19 protein-coding genes are annotated in these 19,827 nt (G+C 72.9%); 4 read left to right on the top strand and 15 right to left on the bottom strand.

Translation table 11 applies throughout. The features are described 5' to 3' along the window. Positions 1-181: 181 nt before the first annotated feature. Positions 182-1,432 carry a phosphoribosylamine--glycine ligase gene (purD, locus tag AC3EUJ_RS02395; RefSeq protein WP_431959165.1) on the bottom strand — a complete coding sequence of 417 codons (1,251 nt, stop codon included), beginning with the start codon at positions 1,430-1,432 and terminating at the stop codon, positions 182-184. A gap of 204 nt (positions 1,433-1,636) precedes the next feature. Here purD and AC3EUJ_RS02390 point away from each other — a divergent pair, with 204 nt between their 5' ends. Next, a complete protein-coding gene (locus AC3EUJ_RS02390; protein WP_431959164.1) occupies positions 1,637-2,386 on the top strand; it encodes an SLATT domain-containing protein in 750 nt (249 codons plus the stop codon). A gap of 28 nt (positions 2,387-2,414) precedes the next feature. Here AC3EUJ_RS02390 and AC3EUJ_RS02385 read toward each other — a convergent pair whose 3' ends face one another. From AC3EUJ_RS02385 to AC3EUJ_RS02370, 4 genes are all read right to left on the bottom strand, one after another. Beyond that, on the bottom strand, positions 2,415-3,068 hold the full coding sequence (locus tag AC3EUJ_RS02385; protein WP_431959163.1) for a hypothetical protein: 654 nt from the start codon (positions 3,066-3,068) through the stop codon (positions 2,415-2,417). 57 nt (positions 3,069-3,125) lie between these two features. After that, the gene (locus AC3EUJ_RS02380; protein WP_431959162.1) at positions 3,126-3,812 is read right to left on the bottom strand and encodes a GntR family transcriptional regulator; all 687 of its coding nucleotides are present in this window, start codon (positions 3,810-3,812) and stop codon (positions 3,126-3,128) included. Between the two features lie 344 nt (positions 3,813-4,156). Continuing rightward, entirely contained in the window at positions 4,157-5,524 is a 1,368-nt protein-coding gene (locus AC3EUJ_RS02375) for an aspartate aminotransferase family protein (RefSeq protein WP_431959161.1), read from the bottom strand. Positions 5,525-5,625: 101 nt separating this feature from the next. Then, positions 5,626-6,909, bottom strand: coding sequence for an adenylosuccinate synthase (locus AC3EUJ_RS02370; protein ID WP_431959160.1), 1,284 nt, complete (start codon positions 6,907-6,909; stop codon positions 5,626-5,628). A 152-nt stretch (positions 6,910-7,061) separates the two neighbouring features. On the opposite strand from AC3EUJ_RS02370, the gene AC3EUJ_RS02365 reads away from it, so the two are divergent. Beyond that, positions 7,062-7,886 (top strand): diacylglycerol kinase family protein, encoded by an 825-nt coding sequence (locus AC3EUJ_RS02365; protein WP_431959159.1) that lies wholly within the window; start codon positions 7,062-7,064, stop codon positions 7,884-7,886. A gap of 16 nt (positions 7,887-7,902) precedes the next feature. Here AC3EUJ_RS02365 and AC3EUJ_RS02360 read toward each other — a convergent pair whose 3' ends face one another. Continuing rightward, entirely contained in the window at positions 7,903-8,364 is a 462-nt protein-coding gene (locus AC3EUJ_RS02360) for a GbsR/MarR family transcriptional regulator (RefSeq protein ID WP_431959158.1), read from the bottom strand. A gap of 101 nt (positions 8,365-8,465) precedes the next feature. Here AC3EUJ_RS02360 and AC3EUJ_RS02355 point away from each other — a divergent pair, with 101 nt between their 5' ends. Next, entirely contained in the window at positions 8,466-9,425 is a 960-nt protein-coding gene (locus AC3EUJ_RS02355; protein ID WP_431959157.1) for an ABC transporter ATP-binding protein, read from the top strand. Then, a complete protein-coding gene (locus AC3EUJ_RS02350; protein ID WP_431959156.1) occupies positions 9,422-11,005 on the top strand; it encodes an ABC transporter permease in 1,584 nt (527 codons plus the stop codon). The genes AC3EUJ_RS02355 and AC3EUJ_RS02350 overlap by 4 nt, the downstream gene beginning before the upstream one ends. Positions 11,006-11,065: 60 nt before the next feature. Here AC3EUJ_RS02350 and AC3EUJ_RS02345 read toward each other — a convergent pair whose 3' ends face one another. From AC3EUJ_RS02345 to pyrE, 9 genes are all read right to left on the bottom strand, one after another. Continuing rightward, positions 11,066-12,283, bottom strand: coding sequence for a cytochrome P450 (locus AC3EUJ_RS02345; RefSeq protein ID WP_431959155.1), 1,218 nt, complete (start codon positions 12,281-12,283; stop codon positions 11,066-11,068). 24 nt (positions 12,284-12,307) lie between these two features. Then, positions 12,308-12,976: a response regulator gene (locus AC3EUJ_RS02340; protein WP_431959153.1), complete on the bottom strand. Its 669-nt coding sequence runs from the start codon at positions 12,974-12,976 to the stop codon at positions 12,308-12,310. Beyond that, a complete protein-coding gene (locus AC3EUJ_RS02335) occupies positions 12,973-14,268 on the bottom strand; it encodes a sensor histidine kinase (protein WP_431959152.1) in 1,296 nt (431 codons plus the stop codon). The genes AC3EUJ_RS02340 and AC3EUJ_RS02335 overlap by 4 nt, the downstream gene beginning before the upstream one ends. 95 nt (positions 14,269-14,363) lie before the next feature. Next, a complete protein-coding gene (locus AC3EUJ_RS02330; protein WP_431959151.1) occupies positions 14,364-15,308 on the bottom strand; it encodes an alpha/beta hydrolase family protein in 945 nt (314 codons plus the stop codon). A 3-nt stretch (positions 15,309-15,311) separates the two neighbouring features. After that, entirely contained in the window at positions 15,312-16,544 is a 1,233-nt protein-coding gene (kynU, locus tag AC3EUJ_RS02325; RefSeq protein WP_431959150.1) for a kynureninase, read from the bottom strand. Then, positions 16,537-17,370 (bottom strand): tryptophan 2,3-dioxygenase family protein, encoded by an 834-nt coding sequence (locus AC3EUJ_RS02320; RefSeq protein WP_431959149.1) that lies wholly within the window; start codon positions 17,368-17,370, stop codon positions 16,537-16,539. Before AC3EUJ_RS02320 ends, kynU begins: the two co-directional genes overlap by 8 nt. Before the next feature lie 206 nt (positions 17,371-17,576). Further along, positions 17,577-17,990 carry a DUF3151 domain-containing protein gene (locus AC3EUJ_RS02315; protein WP_431959148.1) on the bottom strand — a complete coding sequence of 138 codons (414 nt, stop codon included), beginning with the start codon at positions 17,988-17,990 and terminating at the stop codon, positions 17,577-17,579. 76 nt (positions 17,991-18,066) lie between these two features. After that, complete coding sequence (fbaA, locus tag AC3EUJ_RS02310) at positions 18,067-19,089, bottom strand: class II fructose-bisphosphate aldolase (RefSeq protein WP_431959147.1); 1,023 nt, start codon at positions 19,087-19,089, stop codon at positions 18,067-18,069. Positions 19,090-19,279: 190 nt separating this feature from the next. Then, entirely contained in the window at positions 19,280-19,825 is a 546-nt protein-coding gene (gene pyrE, locus AC3EUJ_RS02305; protein ID WP_431959146.1) for an orotate phosphoribosyltransferase, read from the bottom strand. Between the last annotated feature and the right edge of the window lie 2 nt (positions 19,826-19,827).

Genomic DNA, 19,827 nt, shown 5'->3' with positions numbered 1-19,827 from the left:
GCTGACGCGACTGCATGCCCCCACTGTCGCACCGCCCACCGACACCGCAATGTCGGTAGGGCCGATAGTGCGGTGCGCGCTGGGGTCCACAGTGCGCTTGCCGGGCACCCTAGTTGGGCTCGGGGCTCACGTCAGCAGGATGGCGAAGGCATCACCCCTTGGAGTGGCCTTGCCCGCCGATTCAGGCCTGGGCGGCCTTTTTCGCGATATCCGAACGGTGGTGCGAGCCCTTCAGCCCGATCCGTCCCACCGCCCGGTAGGCGCGCTCCCTGGCCTCGGCCAGATCTCCCCCGGTGGCCGTGACGGACAGTACGCGGCCGCCGGCGCTCACCACGCGGCCCTCCGCGTCCGCCTTGGTGCCCGCGTGCAGCACATAGGCGTGCTCGTCCTTCTCCGCGACCTCGTCCAGGCCCCTGATCGGGTCGCCGGTGCGGGGGGTGCCGGGGTAGTTCTCTGAGGCGATGACCACGGTCACCGCGGCGCCGTCGCTCCAGCGCAGCGGCGGGAAGGCGGCCAGCCGGCCGGTCGCCGCGGCGCGCAGCAGGCCAGACAGCGGGGTCCTCAGCCGGGCCAGCACGACCTGGGTCTCCGGATCGCCGAAGCGCGCGTTGAACTCGATCACCCGCACACCGCGCGAGGTGATCGCCAGCCCCGCGTACAGCAGCCCGGCGAACGGGGTGCCCCGGCGGCGCAGCTCGTCGACGGTCGGCTGGAGCACCGTGCGCTCCACCTCCTCGACCAGCCGCGGATCGGCCCACGGCAGCGGGCTGTACGCGCCCATGCCCCCGGTGTTGGGGCCCTCGTCGGCGTCGTGGGCGCGCTTGAAGTCCTGCGCGGGCTGCAGCGGGACCACGGTCTCGCCGTCGGTGACGGCGAACAGGGAGACCTCGGGGCCGTCCAGGTACTCCTCGATGACCACGCGCTCGCACGAGTTGGCGTGCGCCCTGGCGGCCTCCAGGTCCTCGGTCACCACGACGCCCTTGCCGGCGGCCAGACCGTCGTCCTTCACGACGTACGGGGCGCCGAAGGCGTCCAGCGCGTCATCCACTTCCGCGGGGGTGGTGCACACGTAGGAGCGGGCGGTGGGCACGCCGGCCGCGGCCATCACGTCCTTGGCGAAGGCCTTCGAGCCCTCCAGGGCCGCGGCCTGCTCCGACGGGCCGAAGCAGTCGATGCCACGGGCGCGCACGGCGTCGGCCACACCCGCCACGAGGGGGGCCTCGGGGCCCACCACGACCAGGTCGGCGCCGAGCCGCTCCGCGAGGCCGGCCACGGCCGCACCGTCGAGGGCGTCGACCGCGTGCAGCTCCGCCACCTCGGCGATGCCGGCGTTCCCGGGCGCGCAGTGCAGTCCCTCCACGTCGGGGTCGAGGGACAGGGCACGGCACAGGGCGTGTTCGCGGGCACCGCCGCCGATGACAAGCACGTTCACGGTGCCCAGGGTATCGGCTGGCGGCACCCACCCCGTCGGCCGGTCACCACGGGCCCCGACTCACTCTTTCGAGTGGCCCGGGACCCGGCCCCATACCTGATCAAGCGACTCGTAAGGGCGGAAACGGCCCGACAACCCTCGCACGGTCAGCCGTTCGGCGGTAAGAAGGTGCCTCGTCATCGGAAGTCGCGAGGGAGCGTGCAGGTGAGCCAGCCGGACATGTATCCCGAGGAGGTCCCCCGGGAGAAGCCGAAGCGGCGCGCGCTGCACAGGCACGAGGACCTGCGGACCCGGCCGTTCCCGCTCGGCGACTGGGGGGAGCCGGCCGAACGGCTGGAGGAGCTCTACCGCTGGGTGGAGGCGGACGCCCTGCGCACCGTCGAGTGGTACCTCGCCGACCGCCTGCGCAAGCGGCGCTGGGCCCGGTCGCTGCGGGTCGGCGGGGCCCTCTTCGCGACGACCGGCGCCGTCCTCGCCGTCACGGGCGCGGGCGGCCGCATCCGCTGGGCGTACGCCGCCCTGGTGCTGGCCGTCGTGTGCGTGGGCCTGGACCGCTACCTCGGGCTGACCGCCGGCTGGATGCGGGACATGGCGACCGCCCAGGCCGTGCAGCGCCGGCTGGAGACGCTGCGCTTCGACTGGGCCTCGGAGTCGGTCCGCGAGGTCCTGGGCCCGACGGAGGGCACCGCGGCCGAGGCCGCCGAGCGGTGCCTGACGGTGCTGCGCCGCTTCAGCGAGGACGTCTCGGAACTGGTGCGCTGCGAGACCGCCGACTGGATGGTGGACTTCCGGGCCGGCGCCGCCCCGCTGCGGACCCAGTCCCTCACCTGGGCGGGGAGCGCCCGGGGCACGGAGGGCGCCGGGCCCGGCAGCGGCGGCCGGTTCCCGCTGCTGCCCGGCGGGCGGCCGAGCATGCCGCGCCAGCGCCCCCCGGAGGGCCCCCGCGCGAGCTGACCGCCGCCCGGCGGCGCCCGCCCCGCGGCTAACTGAAGACGATCATCGAGCCCTGCCCCAGCGAACGCGTCGCCGCCGCGTGCAGCCCCAGCCACACGTGGCGCTCCCGCGCGAAGGGGCTGCCGTCGTGGTGGGCGGGCGGGGCCGCCGGCTCCTCCAGCTCGGTGGGACCGGCCGGCGGCGCCGGGGCCGGCGGCGGGTTGTGCGGGTCGATGCCGATCACCGGGGCGACGAACTCGAGCTCGCGCAGCAGGCCGTGGGCGGAGCCCAGGGGGCCGCCGGCGTCGAGGAGTTCGTCGTCGACCAGCGGATGGGGGAAGTCGAGGGGGACGTAGGCGCCCGCGTGGTCGTAGTGCCAGACCAGGTGCGACCGCTGGGCCGTGGTCTCGAACATCTCCAGCAACTGCTCGTAGTCACCGCCGAGTTCGTCGACCGGGGTGACCGCGAGGCCCTGGATGTGCAGCAGGTACGCGCGGCGCAGGAAGTGCAGCGCGTCGTAGTCGAAGCCCGCGACCGGGGCCACGTCGCCGGACAGGCCCGGCATGTAGCTGTAGACGGGCACCGGTGGGAGGCCGGCGTCGCTCAACGCCTTGTCATAACGGGCGATCTCCTCGGCGAACGGGTTGTCGGGGCTGTGGCAGAGCACGTCCACCAGGGGAACCAGCCACAAGTCGCAGGCCACAGGCGCTCCAAGTCCTTCCGTGCGTGGTCGGACCAGCGTAGTGGGCGGCGGCCGTTCCTACCGGCCCGCGGCCAGTCGCCGCATGAGCGCGAGGGAATGGTCGTCGAACTCCTCCACCACGCGCCGGGCCGTCTGCGTGTCCCGTTTCTCGATCGCGGTGACCAGGGCGACGTGGTCGGACCAGCACAGTCCCTCCAGGTCCGCCCGGCCGCGCAGGAAGGGCACCGCGTACACCCAGGTCTGGGTGCGGATGCGGTCGAGGAACTCGCCGACGTGGGCGTTCCCGGCCAGCGCCGTCAGCTCGCGCCAGAAGCGGATGTCGTAACCGATGAGGACGTCCAGTTCGCCGGACCTGGCGGCGCGCGCCGCCGCCTCGGCCCGGCGCCGTACGGACGCCAGCTCCGTGGGGTCGACCTCGCGCATGCCGCGCGCGGCGATGCGGCGGAAGATCCCCTCGACGACGAGAGTGCGCGCCTCGACCATGGAACGGAACTCCGCGTCCGTGAAGCGCCGCACCTGGAAGCCGCGGTGGTGCTCGACGTCCAGCAGCCCCTGTGCCGCCAGGTCGACCAGGGCCTCGCGGACCGGGGTGGCGGACACGCCGTACAGCTCCGCGATCTCCTTGACGGTGAAGTGCCGCCCGGCCGCCATGCGCCCGGTGAGCACCTCGTCGCGGAGCGCGTCGGCTATCTGCTGCCGCAGACTGCTCCGTCGGACGGGTCCGCCCGCTGGGCCTTCCGGCATGCCCGGTGCCTCCCTGAAGATGTGGCGGTGCGCTTTCGGCTCCGCCACACCTTATGCGAGGCCGGGCCACGGGTGGTCCACACCTGTTGTGCGCCTCACCGGCGGCCCGGGCAGGCGCCGGGCCGCGCTCAGCCGTCGTTGCAGTGGCCGGTCTTCCCCGTGAACGGGAAGAGCGGGAACCCGTCCGTGCACGGCCGGTCCGGTGCATGGGAGGGTCACTCCATCCCGACCCGGTACAGCAGTGTCAGCGCGCCGACCGCCACGAAGAGCGCGAGCCAGGCGGCGGCGGCGGCTTTCCCGACCAGGGGACGCGGCGACCGGCCGCCCGGTTCCCGCGGCGCGCCCTACCCTCGCTGGACGGTGTGCTCGTCGGCGACGGACAGCGCCGCGTCCAGAAGCGCCAGGCCCTCCTTGGCCTCGGCCTCGGTGATGTTGCAGGCGGGCACCACATGGGTGCGGTTCATGTTGACGAACGGCCACAGGCCGCTCTTCTTGCAGGCCGCCGCGAAGGCCGCCATCGGGGCGTTCGCCTCGCCCGCCGCGTTGTAGGGGACCAACGGTTCGCGGGTCTCCCGGTCGCGCACCAGCTCGACCGCCCAGAAGGCGCCGAGGCCCCGCACCTCGCCGACCGAGGGGTGGCGCTCGGCGAGCTCCCGCAGGCCCGGGCCGAGCACGTTCTCGCCGAGCGCCGCCGCGTGCGCGACGACGCCCTCGTCCTCCATCACCTGGATCGTGGCGACGGCGGCGGCACAGGCCAGCGGGTGGCCGGAGTAGGTGAGGCCGCCCGGGTAGGGGCGGGTGGCGAAGGTCGCGGCGATCTCCTCGCTGATCGCGACACCGCCGAGCGGCACGTAGCCGGAGTTGACGCCCTTGGCGAAGGTGAGCAGGTCAGGAGTGGCGTCGAACCGCTCGGCGGCGAACCAGTTGCCGGTGCGGCCGAAGCCGGCCATGACCTCGTCGAGGACGAATACGATCCCGTACCGGTCGCAGATCTCACGGACGCCGGCGAGGTAGCCGGGCGGAGGCACCATGATGCCCGCGGTGCCGGGCACCGTCTCCAGGACGATCGCCGCGACGGTCTGCGGGCCCTCGAAGACGATGGTGTCCTCGAGGTGCTGCAGCGCGCGGTCGCGCTCCTGCTCCTCGGTCTCCGAGTGGAACGGCGAACGGTAGAGGAACGGCGCCCAGAAGTGGACGACGCCGGCCGAGCCGTTGTCGGAGGGCCAGCGGCGCGGGTCGCCGGTCAGGTTGATCGCGGCCGAGGTGGCGCCGTGGTAGGAGCGGTACGCGGAGAGCACCTTGGTACGGCCGGTGTGCAGCCGGGCTAGCCGTACCGCGTTCTCGACGGCCTCGGCGCCGCCGTTGGTGAAGAAGATCTTGTCCAGGTCGCCGGGGGTGCGCTCGGCGATCAGCCGGGCGGCCTCGGAACGCGCCTCCACGGCGAAGGCGGGCGCGAAGGTGACGAGCCTCGCGGCCTGCTCCTGGATGGCGGCGACGACCCTGGGGTGCTGGTAACCGATGTTGGTGAACACCAGGCCGCTGGTGAAGTCCAGGTAGCGGTTGCCGTCGAAGTCCCAGAAGTACGCGCCCTCGGCCCCGGCGACCGCCAGCGGGTCGATCAGGCCTTGCGCGGACCATGAGTGGAAGACATGGGCGCGGTCGGCGGCCTTGACGGCGGCGCCGGTCTCGGGGTCGGCGAAAGGAGGGGTCATACGCCCAGGCTAAGGAACGGCCCGGGCGCACGACATTGGCACCCTGTATGACGGTGGGCGCGCGCGCCGACAGGTTGTAGGGCGGGCGCGCCCACCGTCACTCAGAGGAAGGAGTTGACCTCGATGGTCTCGGTGCGGCCGGGGCCGACGCCGATGGCCGAGATCGGGGCGCCGGACATCTCCTCCAGCGCCTTGACGTACGCCTGGGCGTTCTTCGGCAGGTCGGAGAAGGTCTTCGCCTTGCTGATGTCCTCGCTCCACCCGGGCAGCGTCTCGTAGACCGGCTTGGCGTGGTGGAAGTCCGTCTGGCTGAACGGCAGTTCCTCGACGCGCTTGCCGTCGATCTCGTAGGCGACGCAGACCGGGATCTGCTCCCAGCCGGTGAGCACGTCGAGCTTGGTGAGGAAGAAGTCCGTGAGGCCGTTGACCCGGGTCGCGTAGCGGGCGATCACCGCGTCGAACCAGCCGCAGCGGCGGTCGCGGCCCGTGGTGACGCCCCGCTCGCCGCCGATGCGGCGCAGCGCCTCGCCGTCGGCGTCGAACAGCTCGGTCGGGAACGGGCCGGCGCCGACGCGGGTGGTGTAGGCCTTGAGGATGCCGATCACCCGGTTGATCTTGGTGGGGCCGATGCCCGAGCCGGTGCAGGCGCCGCCGGCCGTCGGGTTGGACGAGGTCACGAAGGGGTACGTGCCGTGGTCGACGTCCAGCAGGGTGCCCTGACCGCCCTCGAGGAGGACGACCTTGCCCTCGTCGAGCGCGGTGTTGAGGACCAGCGTCGTGTCGGCGACGTAGTCCTTGATCTGCTCCGCGTAGCCCAGGTACTCCTCGACCACCTGGTCGGTGCTGATGGCACGACGGTTGAAGATCTTGACCAGGACCTGGTTCTTGTCGTGGAGCGCCGCCTCGACCTTCTGACGGAGGATCGACTCGTCGAAGAGGTCCTGAACCCTGATGCCCACGCGGTTGATCTTGTCGGCGTAGGCGGGGCCGATGCCGCGGCCGGTGGTGCCGATCTTGCGCTTGCCGAGGAAGCGTTCCGTCACCTTGTCGATCGTCTGGTGATACGGCGTGATCAGGTGCGCGTTACCGCTGATGAGGAGCTTGGACGTGTCGACGCCGCGCTCGTTCAGCCCGCTCAGCTCGGAGAGCAGGACCGCCGGGTCGACGACGACTCCGTTGCCGATGACCGGGGTGCATCCCGGCGACAGGATCCCGGAAGGCAGGAGGTGCAGCGCGTACTTCTGGTCGCCGACGACGACCGTGTGGCCGGCGTTGTTGCCGCCCTGGTAGCGCACCACATAGTCCACGGAGCCACCGAGCAGGTCGGTGGCCTTTCCCTTGCCCTCGTCACCCCACTGAGCACCGAGCAGCACAAGTGCGGGCACAGGCGTACACCCCTTCCGGGCGGGGCATGTCCAACGTGGCTCCCCATGGCGGGCAGAGCCGTCGGACCGGTGCCCCGGAAATAGACGAAGCCCCTGGCGCAAGGCAGCGCAAGGGGCTCTTGCACCGAGATGTTACCTGAGGAAGGACCAAGGTGTCGGCTCAGCGACCGTCCGGGCAGCCCCTGCTCGTGGTCATCGACCCCGCCGCCCGCGCCGTGGACGGCGAATCCGTACGCATCGCGAAGGACGTGCTGTGCGGGGGAGCCCCCTCCGTGAAGATCGCTCTTCCGGAGTCCGAGGAGGAGGCCGTGCGGGTGCTGGAGCACCGGGGACGGCGGCGACCGGTGGTCGTGGGCGACGACGCGGCGCTGCTGCGCACGGTACGGGCGCTGCATTCGGCCCGGGGGCTGGGCGAGGCCGTCGTCGGCCTGGTGCCGGTCGGACGGCGGACCGGCCTGGCACGGGCGCTCGGCGTACCGGGCGGGGCGGTGAGCGCGGCGCGCGCGGTGCTGGACGGGGCGGAGCGCGAGCTGGACCTGCTGCTCGACGACAGCGGCGGCATCGTGCTGGGCGCGCTGCGCATCGCCTCCGCGACCCCCGCCTGGTGGACGCCGGTGGAACGCCGGGCCCGCTCGCTGGCGCGCACGCTGAGCCTGAACGGCCACACCCCGCACCTGGGGCTGGGCCTGCGCGGCGGGCAGCGGCTGCGAATCGAGGCGGACGGGGTGGTGCTGGCCGACCTGGACGACTGCGTCGAGGAGGTGTCGGTCTCCACGGCCGTGCCCGGCCTGGCCGAAGTGCTGGTGCGCAGGGAGGGCGCGGCGCCCGCGGGACCGGTGCACGCCCGGAGCGTCACCGTCTCCGGACGGGACTTCCGCTACACGGCCGACACCGCGCCGGCAGGCCCGGTCCGGCGCCGCACGTGGACGGTGATGCCCGCGGCCTGGCGGCTGACCGTCCCGCGCTCGGCCTATTAGGCGGACCGCAAGAGCGTCAGAGCACGCCCTGTTCGCGCAGTTCCGCCTTGCGCTCGCGCCAGCGGTCCATCATGTCCACGAGTTCGTCCTGCAGGAAGTCGAAGAAGGCCGCGGTCTCCGCGAGCCGCCGGCCGGCCGCGGATTCCGGCCCGAGGGTGTCGATGCCGGACCGCAGGGTGTTCTCCCAGCGGGCGAGGACCTGGTCGCGGCGGGTGAAGGTCTCGTACCACTGGTCGCTGTGCACCCGGTAGCGCTCGCGCCGTGAGCCCGGCTCGCGCTCGCGGGTGAGCATGCCGACCTGCGCCAGGTAGCGGACCGCGCCGGAGACGGCGGCCGGGCTGGCCTGGAGCCGTTCGGACAGCTCGGCGGCGCTCAGCACTCCGGTCTCCGAGGCGAGGAGCGCGGCGAACACCCGGGCCGCCATGCGCTGCATGCCCGCTTCGACCAGCTCCGCCGCGAAGCGTTCGACGAACGTCATCGGCTCCAAGGGCTCCTCCGCCACCGTCATCGCCTCCCGTACCGAAGTTTATACAGTTCTTTGACTTCACAAATTTGTGAATCTACTGTATGTTCGAAATCATGACGAAGGCAATCAGTGTGGCCGGACTGCACAAGTCCTTCGGCCACACGCACGCACTGGACGGCCTCGACCTGACCGTCGAAGAGGGCGAGGTGCACGGCTTCCTGGGGCCCAACGGCGCCGGCAAGTCCACCACCATCCGCATCCTGCTCGGGCTGCTGCGCGCGGACCGGGGGGCCGCCCGGTTGCTCGGCGGCGACCCGTGGCGCGACGCCGTCGAGCTGCACCGGCGCCTGGCGTACGTCCCGGGTGACGTCACGCTGTGGCGCAACCTCAGCGGGGGCGAGGTCATCGACCTGCTGGGACGGCTGCGCGGCGGGCTGGACGAGGCACGCAGACGGCAGTTGCTGGAGCGCTTCGAGCTGGACCCGACGAAGAAGGGCCGCGCGTACTCCAAGGGAAACCGCCAGAAGGTCGCACTCGTCGCCGCGTTCGCCTCGGACGTGGACCTGCTGATACTCGACGAGCCCACCTCCGGCCTCGACCCGCTGATGGAGGAGGTCTTCCGCGAGTGCGTCCGCGAGGAACGCGACCGCGGCCGCACGGTGCTGCTGTCCAGTCACATCCTCAGCGAGGTCGAGGCCCTGTGCGACCGGGTCAGCATCATCCGGGGCGGGCGCACGGTGGAGACCGGGAGCCTCGGCGAGCTGCGGCACCTCACGCGCACTTCGGTCACCGCGGAACTGGCGGGCCCGCCGGGCGGCCTCGGCCGGCTGCCGGGTGTGCACGACCTCGACGTGCGCGGCAGCCACGTCCGGCTGCAGGTCGACACCGACAAACTCGACGCCGTGCTGCGGCAGTTGAGCGAGACGGGCGTGCGCAGCCTCACCAGTACGCCACCCACCCTGGAGGAGCTGTTCCTGCGGCACTACGAGGACGCCCCGGCCGGCACGGAAGACACGGAAGACACGGAAGGCGCCGCCGGCGCCCTCGCGGCTGACGCGGAGGCCCGGCGATGAACGCCCTCACCGGGACGGGCACGCTCACCCGGCTCGCGCTGCGCAGGGACCGCGTCATGATCCCGGCGTGGGTCGTGCCGCTCGCGCTTCTGGTCGCGTCCACCGCCTCGGCCTTCGGCGGCCTCTACGACACCCCGGCGGAACGCGCCTCGGTCGCGGCCAGCACGGCGGGCAACGGCTCGCTGCGCGCCCTCTACGGACCGGTGTTCGACACGGGCATCGGCGGACTGACAGCGTGGCGCATGATGGCCTTCGGCGCCGCCCTGGCCGGCCTGATGGCGATACTGCTGGTTGTCCGGCACACCCGGGAGGAAGAGGAGGCCGGCCGGCTGGAGCTGATCGGCGCAGGCGCCGTCGGACGGCGGGCGCCGCTGGCCGCCGCCCTGGTCGTCGGCTTCGGCGCCTCGCTGCTCCTGGGGCTGCTCGTCACCCTGGCCCTGCTCGGGCAGGGCGCGCGGGGCGCGGTCGCCTTCGGGATGGCCTTCGCCGGTGCGGGCTGCGCCTTCACCGCGGTCGCGGCGGTCGCCGCGCAGCTGACGGAGAGCGCCCGTGCCGCGCGGGGGATCGCGGGCGCGGTCCTCGGCCTCGCCTTCCTCATACGCGCCGTCGGCGATGCCGGGAGCGGCACGCTGACCTGGCTCTCGCCGCTGGGATGGGCCGAGAACACGCGCCCTTACGCGGACGAACGCTGGTGGGTGGCCGTGCTGTTCGCGGCCTGGGCCGCCGTGCTCGTCGCCGTCGCGTACGCGCTGGTGGCCCGGCGCGACATCGACGCCTCCCTGCTGCCGCCCCGCCCCGGCCCGGCCACCGCAGGTGCCCGTCTGCGTTCCGCGCAGGCGCTGGCCTGGCGGCTGCAGCGCGGCTCGCTGTGGGGCTGGACGGCGGGCTTCGCCGTGGGCGGCGGCGCGCTCGGCGGCCTCGCCAACGGGGCGGCCGACCTCGTCCGGGACAACGAGCAGCTCGCCGACGTCATGCGCGACATGGGCGGTGCCTCCGGGCTGGTGGACTCCTACCTCGCCTCCATGACCGGGGTGATGGGGATGATCGCCGCCGTCTACGCCGTCCAGGCCGTGCTCCGGCTCCAGGGCGAGGAGAACTCCGGCCGCGCCGAGCCCGTCCTCGCCACCGCCGTGGGCCGGGTGCGCTGGGCAGCGGGCCATGCGCTGCTCGCCTTCGCCGGCTCCGTGCTCCTCATGGCCGTCTCCGGCTTCACCATGGGGCTCGGCTACGGAGCGACGGCCGGAGACATCGGCGGCCAGGTCTGGCGGCTGACGGGCGCGGGCCTGGTGCAGCTGCCCGCGGTCTGGTTCGTGGCCGCGGTGGCACTGCTGCTGTACGGCGCGGCGCCGAAGGCGGCACGGGCGAGCTGGGGGGTGGCCTCGCTGACGCTCGCCATCGGGCTCTACGGGCCCGCACTGGGGCTCCCGCCCTGGCTGATGGACCTGTCCGTCTTCACGCATCTGCCGAAGGTGCCGTCGGCGGACGTCACCGTGGCCCCGCCGGCGGTGCTCACGGCACTGGCCCTCGCGCTCGCCGCCCTCGGGCTCGCGGCGCTGCGCCGCCGCGACATCACGGCGTGAGCCCCCGGACCCGGCCACCGCGCCGGGTCCCGTGGGCCCCGCAGGGCCGGCCCGGCCGCCTCAGCAGGTGACGCGCAGTTCGCGCAGACCGCGGATGACGTAACCCTCGTTCCAGGCGGGCTCCGCCGAGAGCTCCAGCCGCGGGGCGCGGCGGAGCAGCGCCGCGAAGGACGCGGCGAGTTCGATGCGGGCCAGCGGCGCGCCGAGGCAGTAGTGGATGCCCGCGCCAAAGGTGATGTGCGGGTTGTCCGCGCGGGACAGATCCAGCCGGTCGGGGTCGGCGAAGCGCTCCGGGTCGCGGTTGGCGGAGCCGAAGAGCAGCGCCACCTCGCTGCCGCGCGGGATCACCGTGCCGCCCACCTCGATGTCGTCCAGCACCCAGCGCTCGAACATCTGCAGCGGGGTGTCGTAGCGCAGCAGCTCCTCGATCGCCGTCGGCAGCAGCTCCTGCGGGGCCGCGCGCAGCTCCGCCAGCTGCTCGGGGTGCCGGAAGAGCGTCCACCAGCTGTTGCCGGTGGTGTTGACGGTCGCCTCGTGGCCCGCGTTGAGCAGCAGCACGCAGGTGGAGACCATCTCCTGCTCGCTCAGCCGGTCGCCCTCGTCGTGCGCGGCGATCAGCGCGCTGATCAGGTCCTCGCCGGGGGCCTTGCGGCGCTCGGCGATCAGCTCGCGCAGGTAGGCGGAGAACTCCTCGCTCGCGCGGACCGCCTTGCGCGCGGCGTCCTCGGAGGGCTTGAGCTCGAACATCCCGACGATGTCGGCCGACCAGGGCCGCAGCAGATGCCGGTCCGCGGCCGGTATCCCCAGCATCTCGGCGATGACGGCCACCGGCAGCGGCTCCGCGACGGTGGCGATGAGGTCGCCGCCGCCCTCCGCCACCAGCCGCTCCACCAGCTCGCCGGCGAGCCGCTGCACGGTCGGCGTGAGCCGCTCGACCGTGCGCGGGGTGAACGCCTTGGAGACCAGCCGCCGGATGCGGGTGTGGTCCGGGGCCTCGAGGTCGAGCAGGCCGTTGCCGTTGAGCGTGGTGAACGGCTCGTGCTCCGGCGGCGGCGCGGTACGGCCGAACTCCTCGTGGGTGAAGCGGTGCAGATAGGTCCGCCCGAGCCGCCGGTCCCGCAGCAGCGAGCTGACGTCCTCGAAGTGCGGGACGAGCCACTGCCCGCTCGGCTCGAACCAGTGGGCGCGCCCCTGCGCGCGCAGCCGGGCGTAGGCCGGGTAGGGGTCGGCGACGAACTGCGGCGACCAGGGGTCGAAGGCGGTGGCGGTGCTGCTCATGTGCGGAGACTACCCTCCGCCCGTTCAGCCGCCCGGGGTGACCAGCCGCGCCTCGTACGCGAAGACCGCCGCCTGGGTCCGGTCGCGCAGCCCCAGCTTCACCAGGACCCGGCTCACGTGGGTCTTGACCGTCGACTCGGCGACCACCAGATGGTCGGCGATCTCCGCGTTGGACAGTCCCTGGGCGACCAGCACGAGCACCTCCGTCTCCCGCTCGGTGAGCTCCCCGACCCGGTCCTGGGCGGGCGGCCGGGGCGTGCCCAGGCGGTTGAACTCGGTGATCAGGCGCTTGGTGATCGCCGGGGCGAGCAGCGCCTCGCCGGCCGCCACGATCCGCACGCCGTCCGCGAGCTGGCGGGCCGAGGCGTCCTTGAGCAGGAAGCCGGACGCGCCCGCGCGCAGCGCCTGGTAGACGTACTCGTCCAGGTCGAAGGTGGTCAGCACGAGCACCTTGGCGTCCGCGTCCGCGGCGACGATCTCCCGGGTGGCCTCCAGCCCGTTGAGCTCGGGCATGCGGATGTCCATCAGCACGACGTCCGGCCGCAGCGCCGCCACCTGCTCGATCGCCTGCCGTCCGTCGACGGCCTCGCCGACGACCTCGATGTCCGGCTGGGCGCCCAGCAGCACCGAGAAGCCCTCGCGGACCATCATCTGGTCGTCCGCGATCAGCACCCGGATGGTGTTCCCCGTCATGCCCGCTCCCCGGGGACCGGGATGAACACGGTGACCTCGTAGCCGCCGTCCTCGGTGGGCCCGTCGGTCATCTCCCCGCTCAGCATCGTCACCCGCTCCCTCATGCCGGCTATCCCGTGCCCCGCTCCCGGCGAGGGCTTGACCAGGCCGCGCGCCGGGCCGTTGACGACGCGCAGTCCAAGCCCGCCGAGCACATAGCTGACCTCGACCCGGGCTGCGGCGCCCGGCGCGTGCCGCAGGGTGTTGCTCAGCGCCTCCTGGATGATCCGGTACGCCGACAGCTCGACGCCTTGCGGGAGTTCGCGCACCGCGCCGGTCACCGCCTTCTCCACCTCCAGGCCCGCCTCGCGCACATTGGCGACCAGCCGGTCGAGGTCGGCGAGGGTCGGCTGCGGGGCGTCGGGAGCCTGGTAGTCCTCGGCGCGCACCACCCCGAGGACGCGGCGCAGCTCGGTCAGGGCTATGACGGCGTTCTCTCGGATGATCGAGAAGCTCTTGGTCAGCTCCTCGGGCGGGTTCTCCACGCGGTACGGCGCGGCCTCCGCCTGGATCGCGATCACGGACATGTGGTGGGCGACGACGTCGTGCAGCTCGCGGGCGATGGTCGTGCGCTCCTCCAGCAGCGTGCGCCGGGTCCGCTCGACCTCGGTCACGGCGACCTGGGCGGCGACCTCCTGCCGGGACTGGCGCAGCCCGCGCACCGCCGACACGACGGACAGCACGACGGCGGAGAGGAAGATCATGATGAAGGGATCGGAGCCGTACTCGCCGGACAGCGGCTGGAAGGTCAGCGCCAGCGCGGCGGTCAGCAGCCACATCTCGGCGGCCACCCGCGCCCGGGTGCGCGCCGCGACCACGGCCAGCACCGTCAGGTGCGAGACGAAGCCGGTGTCCGTCCACGGGTAGGTGGACGACCAGGAGTAGCCGGTGAACACCCCCGTGAGCACCGTCGCCCCGACGGACAGCCACCACGCGCCGACCGGGCGGAACATCGTGGTGAGCGGGGGCACGGCGGCCAGCAGGGCCAGCACCAGGCCGCCCGGCCCGCCCAGGCTCTCCAGCGAGACGAACATCAGGAAGACCGTGAAGAAGGTCAGCGCCACGTGCGGCAGCCAGCGCCCGTACCCCCGGAGCCTGCGCGGCACCAGGGCGAGCAGCGGGTGCCCCTCCCGCAGCGGTGCCATCGGCCGGAAGGCGAAGGCATCGGTGATCAGGTCGTGCCGCAGCCCGCTGAGGGCGCCGCGGGCCATGCGGAGCTCGGTCCGCAGCGAGGTCTGGCTTGTCTCGGTCACGCTCTCACGGTAGGGACTCCGCACGTCGCCGTCGTCACCTGCGAAGACGATGTACCGGTGTCCTCCTCAAGTAGGACCCCGGACACCAGCGGCCCTCACCAGGCGAGTTGGGCGATCTCCTCGGCGACCACGGCCGCCGCGTCCGCCGCCGGGTCGATCAGCGGGAAGTGGCCCACGCCCTCGAGCAGGGTCAGCTGGACCTCCTCCCCCGCCTTCGCCGAGGCCGCCGCGAAGGCCTCCGCGACCTGCGGCGGGACGACCTCGTCGCAGTCACCGTGCACGACGGTCACGGGGATGCCGGTGGGCAGCAGCACGGCCGGGTCGGTCTCCGCCCGGCGCTCGGCGAGCAGTTCCGCCCCGCCGAGCAGCTGGGCGACCGCTCCGGAGCACACGTCGCGCTCGACGGCCGCCTCGAAGTCGGCGATGGGCGCGAGCGCCACCACGCCGCGCAGCGCGGGCGCCCCGGGGCGGTGCCAGCGCGACCCGGCGGGCAGCACGTGCCGGGCGGCCGCCCACAGCGCGAGATGGCCGCCGGCCGAGTGACCGGTGAGCACGATCCGCCGGACGTCCACCGTGTCCTCGCCGAGTGCCTCCACGGCCAGCGCCGCGACGGCGTCGGTGGCCGCCGCGACGTCGTCGAAGGTGTCCGGCCAGCGGCCGGCGACCGTACCGCCGTTGCCCCGGCGGTACTCCACCGAGGCCACCGCGAAGCCGTGCCGGGCCAGCAGGTCCGCGAGCGGCGAGACGTGCGTCCTGTCGTACGGCGCCCGCCAGGCACCGCCGTGCAGCAGCACGACCAGCGGTCCCGGCCGGGTGCCGTCCGCCCCGGGCCGGGGAAGGTAGAAGTCCACGACCTGGTCGGAGTGCCCGCCGTAGGCGGCGGTGGCGTCCGGCGGGACAGGGGCGTGCGAGAACGCGGACGCCTCCTCGGCCGCGGCCCGCTCCGCGGGGTCCCGCGGAGCCGGCCGCGGCCCCACCGCGTCGGCATGGCCGTCGGCGCCTGCCGGAATGGTGTCGCTCGACGAGGTGGGGTCGGACATGCGTTACCGCGTTCCTTCCAGGACCTGGGCCAGCACCCGCGCCGCCCGCTCCGCGTCCGCGAAGCGCGTGTACAGCGGGGTGAATCCGAAGCGGAGGATATCCGGCTCGCGGAAGTCGCCGACGACGCCCCTGGCGATCAACTCCCCCATCACCGCGCCCGCGTCGGAACAGCGCAGCGCGACCTGGCTGCCCCGTTCGGCGTGCGCGGCCGGGGTGACCGACCGTACGGCGCCGGCCGGCACGTACGCCGCGACGCACTCCAGGAAGAAGTCGGTGAGGGCGAGGCTCTTGGCCCGGACGGCGTCCAGGGACACGCCGTCCCAGACGTCGAGGGCCGTGTCCAGTGCCAGCAGCGACAGGATCTCCGGGGTGCCGACCCGGCCGCGGACGCTGCCGTCCGCGGGCCGGTAGGCGGCCTCCATCGCGAACGGGTCGCGGTGGGAGTTCCAGCCGGGCAGCGGGGAGTCGAAGCGCGGCTGCAGGTCACGGCGGACGTACAGGTACGCGGGCGCGCCCGGGCCGCCGTTGAGGTACTTGTACGTGCAGCCGACGGCCAGGTCCACGCCGTGCTCGTCCAGCCCGACCGGCAGGGCCCCGGCGGTGTGGCAGAGGTCCCAGACGACCAGGGCCCCGGCCGCGTGCACGGCCGCGGTGGTGCCCGGCAGGTCGTGCAGCCGGCCGGTGCGGTAGTCCACGTGGTTGACCAGCGCGACGGCGGTGCGCGGGCCCGCCGCGGCGGCGATGTCCGCCGCCTCGACCGCGCGGATCGCGCACCCGGTCATCCGGGCGGCGGACTCCGCGATGTACCCGTCGGTGGGGAAGGTGGCGGCGTCGACCAGCACCTCGTCGCGGGCGGGGTCGGTCTGCTGGGCCATCCGGACGGCGCCGACGACGGCCTTGAAGACGTTGACGCTGGTGGAGTCGCCGGCCACGACCTGGCCGGGGGCGGCGCCGATCAGCGCGCCGATGCGGTCGCCGATCCGCTCCGGCGCCGTCCACCAGCCGCTCTCGGTCCAGGACCGGATGCGCAGCCGCCCCCATTCGCGGGTGATGACGTCGGCCATGCGGTCCGGCACGCCCGCGGGCAGCGCGCCCAGCGAGTTGCCGTCCAGGTAGACGGTGTGCTCGGCGTCGTCCAGGACGAAGCGGTCCCTGACCTTGGCCAGCTCGTCGGTGGTGTCGAGACGTGCGGCCTTCGCCGCGGGCGACTCGGTGAGCTTCATCGCGTCAGACATGGCTGCGGGCCGTCCAGAGCTCGGGGAACACGTTCTTGCTCGCGCGCTTCTCCAGCCAGGAGACCCCCGCGGAGCCTCCGGTGCCGGTCTTGGCGCCCATCGCGCGGCGGGTCGCCACCAGGTGGTCGTTGCGCCAGCGCCACACCAGCTCGGCCACCTCGGTCAGCGCCTCGCCCAGCCGGACGAGTTCGCTCTCCTGGTCACCGGAGTAGACGGCCTGCCAGGCCCGCTCGACCGCCGGGTCGGCCTCGTAGCGCCGCGACAGGTCGTCGCGCTGCGGGATGTCGTGGCCTCGGCGGGCCAGCAGCCGCAGCACCTCGTCGTAGAGGCTGGGCTCGTGCAGCGCCTTCTGCAGTTCGTCGTGCACGCGCGGCGCGCCGCGGTGCGGGACCAGCATCGACGCGGACTTCTCGCCGAGCAGGAACTCCATGCGCCGGTACATCGCCGACTGGAAGCCCGAGCCCTCGCCGAGGGCGGCGCGGTACGCGTTGAACTGCGCCGGGGTGAGGTGGGCGATCGGCTCCCAGGAGGAGTTGAGCGACTGCAGTTCGTAGGTGCTGCGCTTGAGCGCGGCCAGCGCCGTGGGCAGGTCGTCGGCCGCGAGCGCACGGGAGGCGGTCTCCCATTCGTGCACGATGACGGTGAACCACAGCTCCATGACCTGGGTGGTCACCAGGAAGACCATCTCGCCGGGATCGTCGGAGCGGGGGTGCTGCAGATGGGTGAGGACGTCGGCCTGGACGTAGTCCTCGTACGGGGTGGTCCCTTCGAAGTCCAGGTTGGGAGCCTCGGGGGCGTCCTGGGAAACGTCGGGGCGGTGGGACATCGGTGTCTCCGTGGATACGAGCTACCGGGTAGCGGTCTGCCCCGCGCGATGTCGCGCCGGGGCCCCGGTCCCCTCGGGCCCGCGCTCTACCGGCGCCGGGCCCAACGGGCATCATGCGTGGTCAGGGCACCGTACGGCAAGACCTGCCCGGTGCGCGCGCCGGGCAGGTCGGGGGTGGATGCCGTGGCCGGCTGCGGGACGGCGGCTCAGCCGAGGGTCTCGGCGGCGGTCTGGGAGGAGTCCCGCAGGAAGGTGCTGCAGCGCTCGTACTCCTCCTGCTCGCCGATCGCCTGGGCGGCCCGCGCCAGGGCGTGCAGCGCCCGCAGGAAGCCGCGATTGGGTTCGTGTTCCCAGGGCACCGGGCCGTGGCCCTTCCAGCCGCCCCGGCGCAGCGCGTCCAGGCCGCGGTGGTAGCCGGTGCGGGCGTAGGCGTACGACTCGACGACCCGGCCGGCCTCGAAGGCGTCGTCCGCGAGCTGCGCCCAGGCCAGGGAGGACGCCGGGTACTTGGCGGCGACCTCGGAGGGGGCCGCTCCCGAGGCGAGCAGCTCGCGCGGCTCGGGGTCGTCGGGCAGGTTCGTCGGGGGCGGTCCCCCGAGCAGGTTCTCGTGAATGGCCATGGGTTCCAGTATGGCCGGGGCCCGGCCCCTCCACGTGGAAGGGCCGGGCCCGGTGCGTTACCGCCGCGCGGGGCGGTTACTTGAGCTTGGTGCCGGCGGAGCGCAGGTCCTGGCAGGCCTCGAGGACGCGGGCGGCCATGCCGGCCTCGGCCAGCTTGCCCCAGCTGCGCGGGTCGTAGGTCTTCTTGTCGCCGACCTCGCCGTCGACCTTCAGCACTCCGTCGTAGTTGCGGAACACGTGGTCCACGACCGGGCGGGTGAAGGCGTACTGCGTGTCGGTGTCGATGTTCATCTTGACCACGCCGTTCTGCAGCGCGGTGGCGATCTCCTCCTTGGTGGAGCCGGAGCCGCCGTGGAAGACGAAGTTGAACGGGTCCTGCTTGCCGAACTTGGCGGCGACGCCCTCCGCGAGCTCCTTCAGCAGCTCGGGACGGAGCACCACGTTGCCCGGCTTGTAGACGCCGTGGACGTTGCCGAAGGAGGCGGCGAGCAGGTAGCGGCCCTTCTCGCCCAGACCGAGCGCCTCGGCGGTGCGGATGGCGTCCTCGACCGTGGTGTACAGCTTGTCGTTGATCTCGTGGGTGACGCCGTCCTCCTCGCCGCCGGTGGGGGTGATCTCGACCTCGAGGATGATCTTCGCCTTGGCGGCCTCGGCCAGCAGCTCCTGGGCGATGGCCAGGTTGTGGTCGAGGGTCTCGGCGGAGCCGTCCCACATGTGCGACTGGAAGAGCGGGTTGCGGCCGGCCGCAACGCGCTCCTGGGAGATCGCCAGCAGCGGGCGCACGTAGCCGTCCAGCTTGTCCTTCGGGCAGTGGTCGGTGTGCAGCGCGATGTTGACGGGGTACTTCTCGGCGACGACGTGCGCGAACTCGGCCAGCGCCACCGAACCGGTGACCATGTCCTTCTTGTACTGGCCACCGAGGAACTCGGCGCCGCCCGTCGAGATCTGGACGATGCCGTCGCTCTCCGCCTCCGCGAAGCCGCGCAGCGCGGCGTGCAGGGTCTGGGTCGAGGTCACGTTGATGGCCGGGTAGGCGAACTTGCCGGCCTTCGCCCGGTCGAGCATCTCGTTGTAGATCTCGGGGGTTGCGATGGGCATCTGTCCGCTCCTTGTGATGTGCGGGTTGTTCGGTGAGTGACCCTGACCTGGGATCGACGTCATCGTCGCCCCCATCTTGGCAGACTCGCGCGCAAGCTCCACACACTGCGCACCACGGACATACCCCAGGGGTGAAGGGTTTCACGTGAAACCCTTCACCCCTGGGGGAAAGCGCAGGTCAGAGGAACAATCAGCCCAGCCCGAGATCGTCCAGACCGAACGCGCGGACGTATGGAAGCCCCGCCTCCGCGATGGCCGGAGCGGCGCCCCGCTCGACGATCACGGCGACGGCCACGACCTCGGCGCCGGCCTCGCGCGCGGCCTCCACCGCGGTCAGCGGCGAGCCGCCCGTGGTCGAGGTGTCCTCGACGACCAGCACCCGCCGGCCCTTGATGTCCGGCCCCTCGATGCGGCGCTGCATACCGTGCGCCTTCTGCGCCTTGCGCACCACGAAGGCGTCCAGCCTGCGGCCGCGGGCCGCGGCGGCGTGCAGCATCGAGGTGGCGACCGGGTCGGCGCCCAGGGTGAGCCCACCGACGGCGTCGTAGTCCAGGTCGGCGGTGACGTCGAGCATCACCTGGCCCACCAGCGGGGCGGCTTCGGCGTCCAGCGTGATCCGGCGCAGGTCGATGTAGTAGTCGGCCTCGAGACCCGAGGAGAGGGTCACCTTGCCGTGCACCACGGCCTTGTCCTTGATCTGCTGCAGAAGGGCATCACGCGCGTCGCTCATGGCCATGA

This window comes from Actinacidiphila sp. bgisy160, assembly GCF_057707815.1.
The sequence above is the reverse complement of the archived record's forward strand: the minus strand, read 5'-3'. Positions and strand labels throughout refer to the sequence as shown.

Bases quoted from the DNA above. Each gene is read 5' to 3' on its own strand.
- AC3EUJ_RS02380 (WP_431959162.1), bottom strand. From the start codon at position 3,812: ATGCCGGAAGGCCCAGCGGGCGGACCCGTCCGACGGAGCAGTCTGCGG.
- AC3EUJ_RS02375 (WP_431959161.1), bottom strand. From the start codon at position 5,524: ATGACCCCTCCTTTCGCCGACCCCGAGACCGGCGCCGCCGTCAAGGCC.
- AC3EUJ_RS02360 (WP_431959158.1), bottom strand. From the start codon at position 8,364: ATGACGTTCGTCGAACGCTTCGCGGCGGAGCTGGTCGAAGCGGGCATG.
- AC3EUJ_RS02355 (WP_431959157.1), top strand. From the start codon at position 8,466: ATGACGAAGGCAATCAGTGTGGCCGGACTGCACAAGTCCTTCGGCCAC.
- AC3EUJ_RS02350 (WP_431959156.1), top strand. From the start codon at position 9,422: ATGAACGCCCTCACCGGGACGGGCACGCTCACCCGGCTCGCGCTGCGC.
- AC3EUJ_RS02345 (WP_431959155.1), bottom strand. From the start codon at position 12,283: ATGAGCAGCACCGCCACCGCCTTCGACCCCTGGTCGCCGCAGTTCGTC.
- AC3EUJ_RS02340 (WP_431959153.1), bottom strand. From the start codon at position 12,976: ATGACGGGGAACACCATCCGGGTGCTGATCGCGGACGACCAGATGATG.
- AC3EUJ_RS02330 (WP_431959151.1), bottom strand. From the start codon at position 15,308: ATGTCCGACCCCACCTCGTCGAGCGACACCATTCCGGCAGGCGCCGAC.
- kynU (WP_431959150.1), bottom strand. From the start codon at position 16,544: ATGTCTGACGCGATGAAGCTCACCGAGTCGCCCGCGGCGAAGGCCGCA.
- AC3EUJ_RS02320 (WP_431959149.1), bottom strand. From the start codon at position 17,370: ATGTCCCACCGCCCCGACGTTTCCCAGGACGCCCCCGAGGCTCCCAAC.
- AC3EUJ_RS02315 (WP_431959148.1), bottom strand. From the start codon at position 17,990: ATGGCCATTCACGAGAACCTGCTCGGGGGACCGCCCCCGACGAACCTG.
- fbaA (WP_431959147.1), bottom strand. From the start codon at position 19,089: ATGCCCATCGCAACCCCCGAGATCTACAACGAGATGCTCGACCGGGCG.
- pyrE (WP_431959146.1), bottom strand. From the start codon at position 19,825: ATGGCCATGAGCGACGCGCGTGATGCCCTTCTGCAGCAGATCAAGGAC.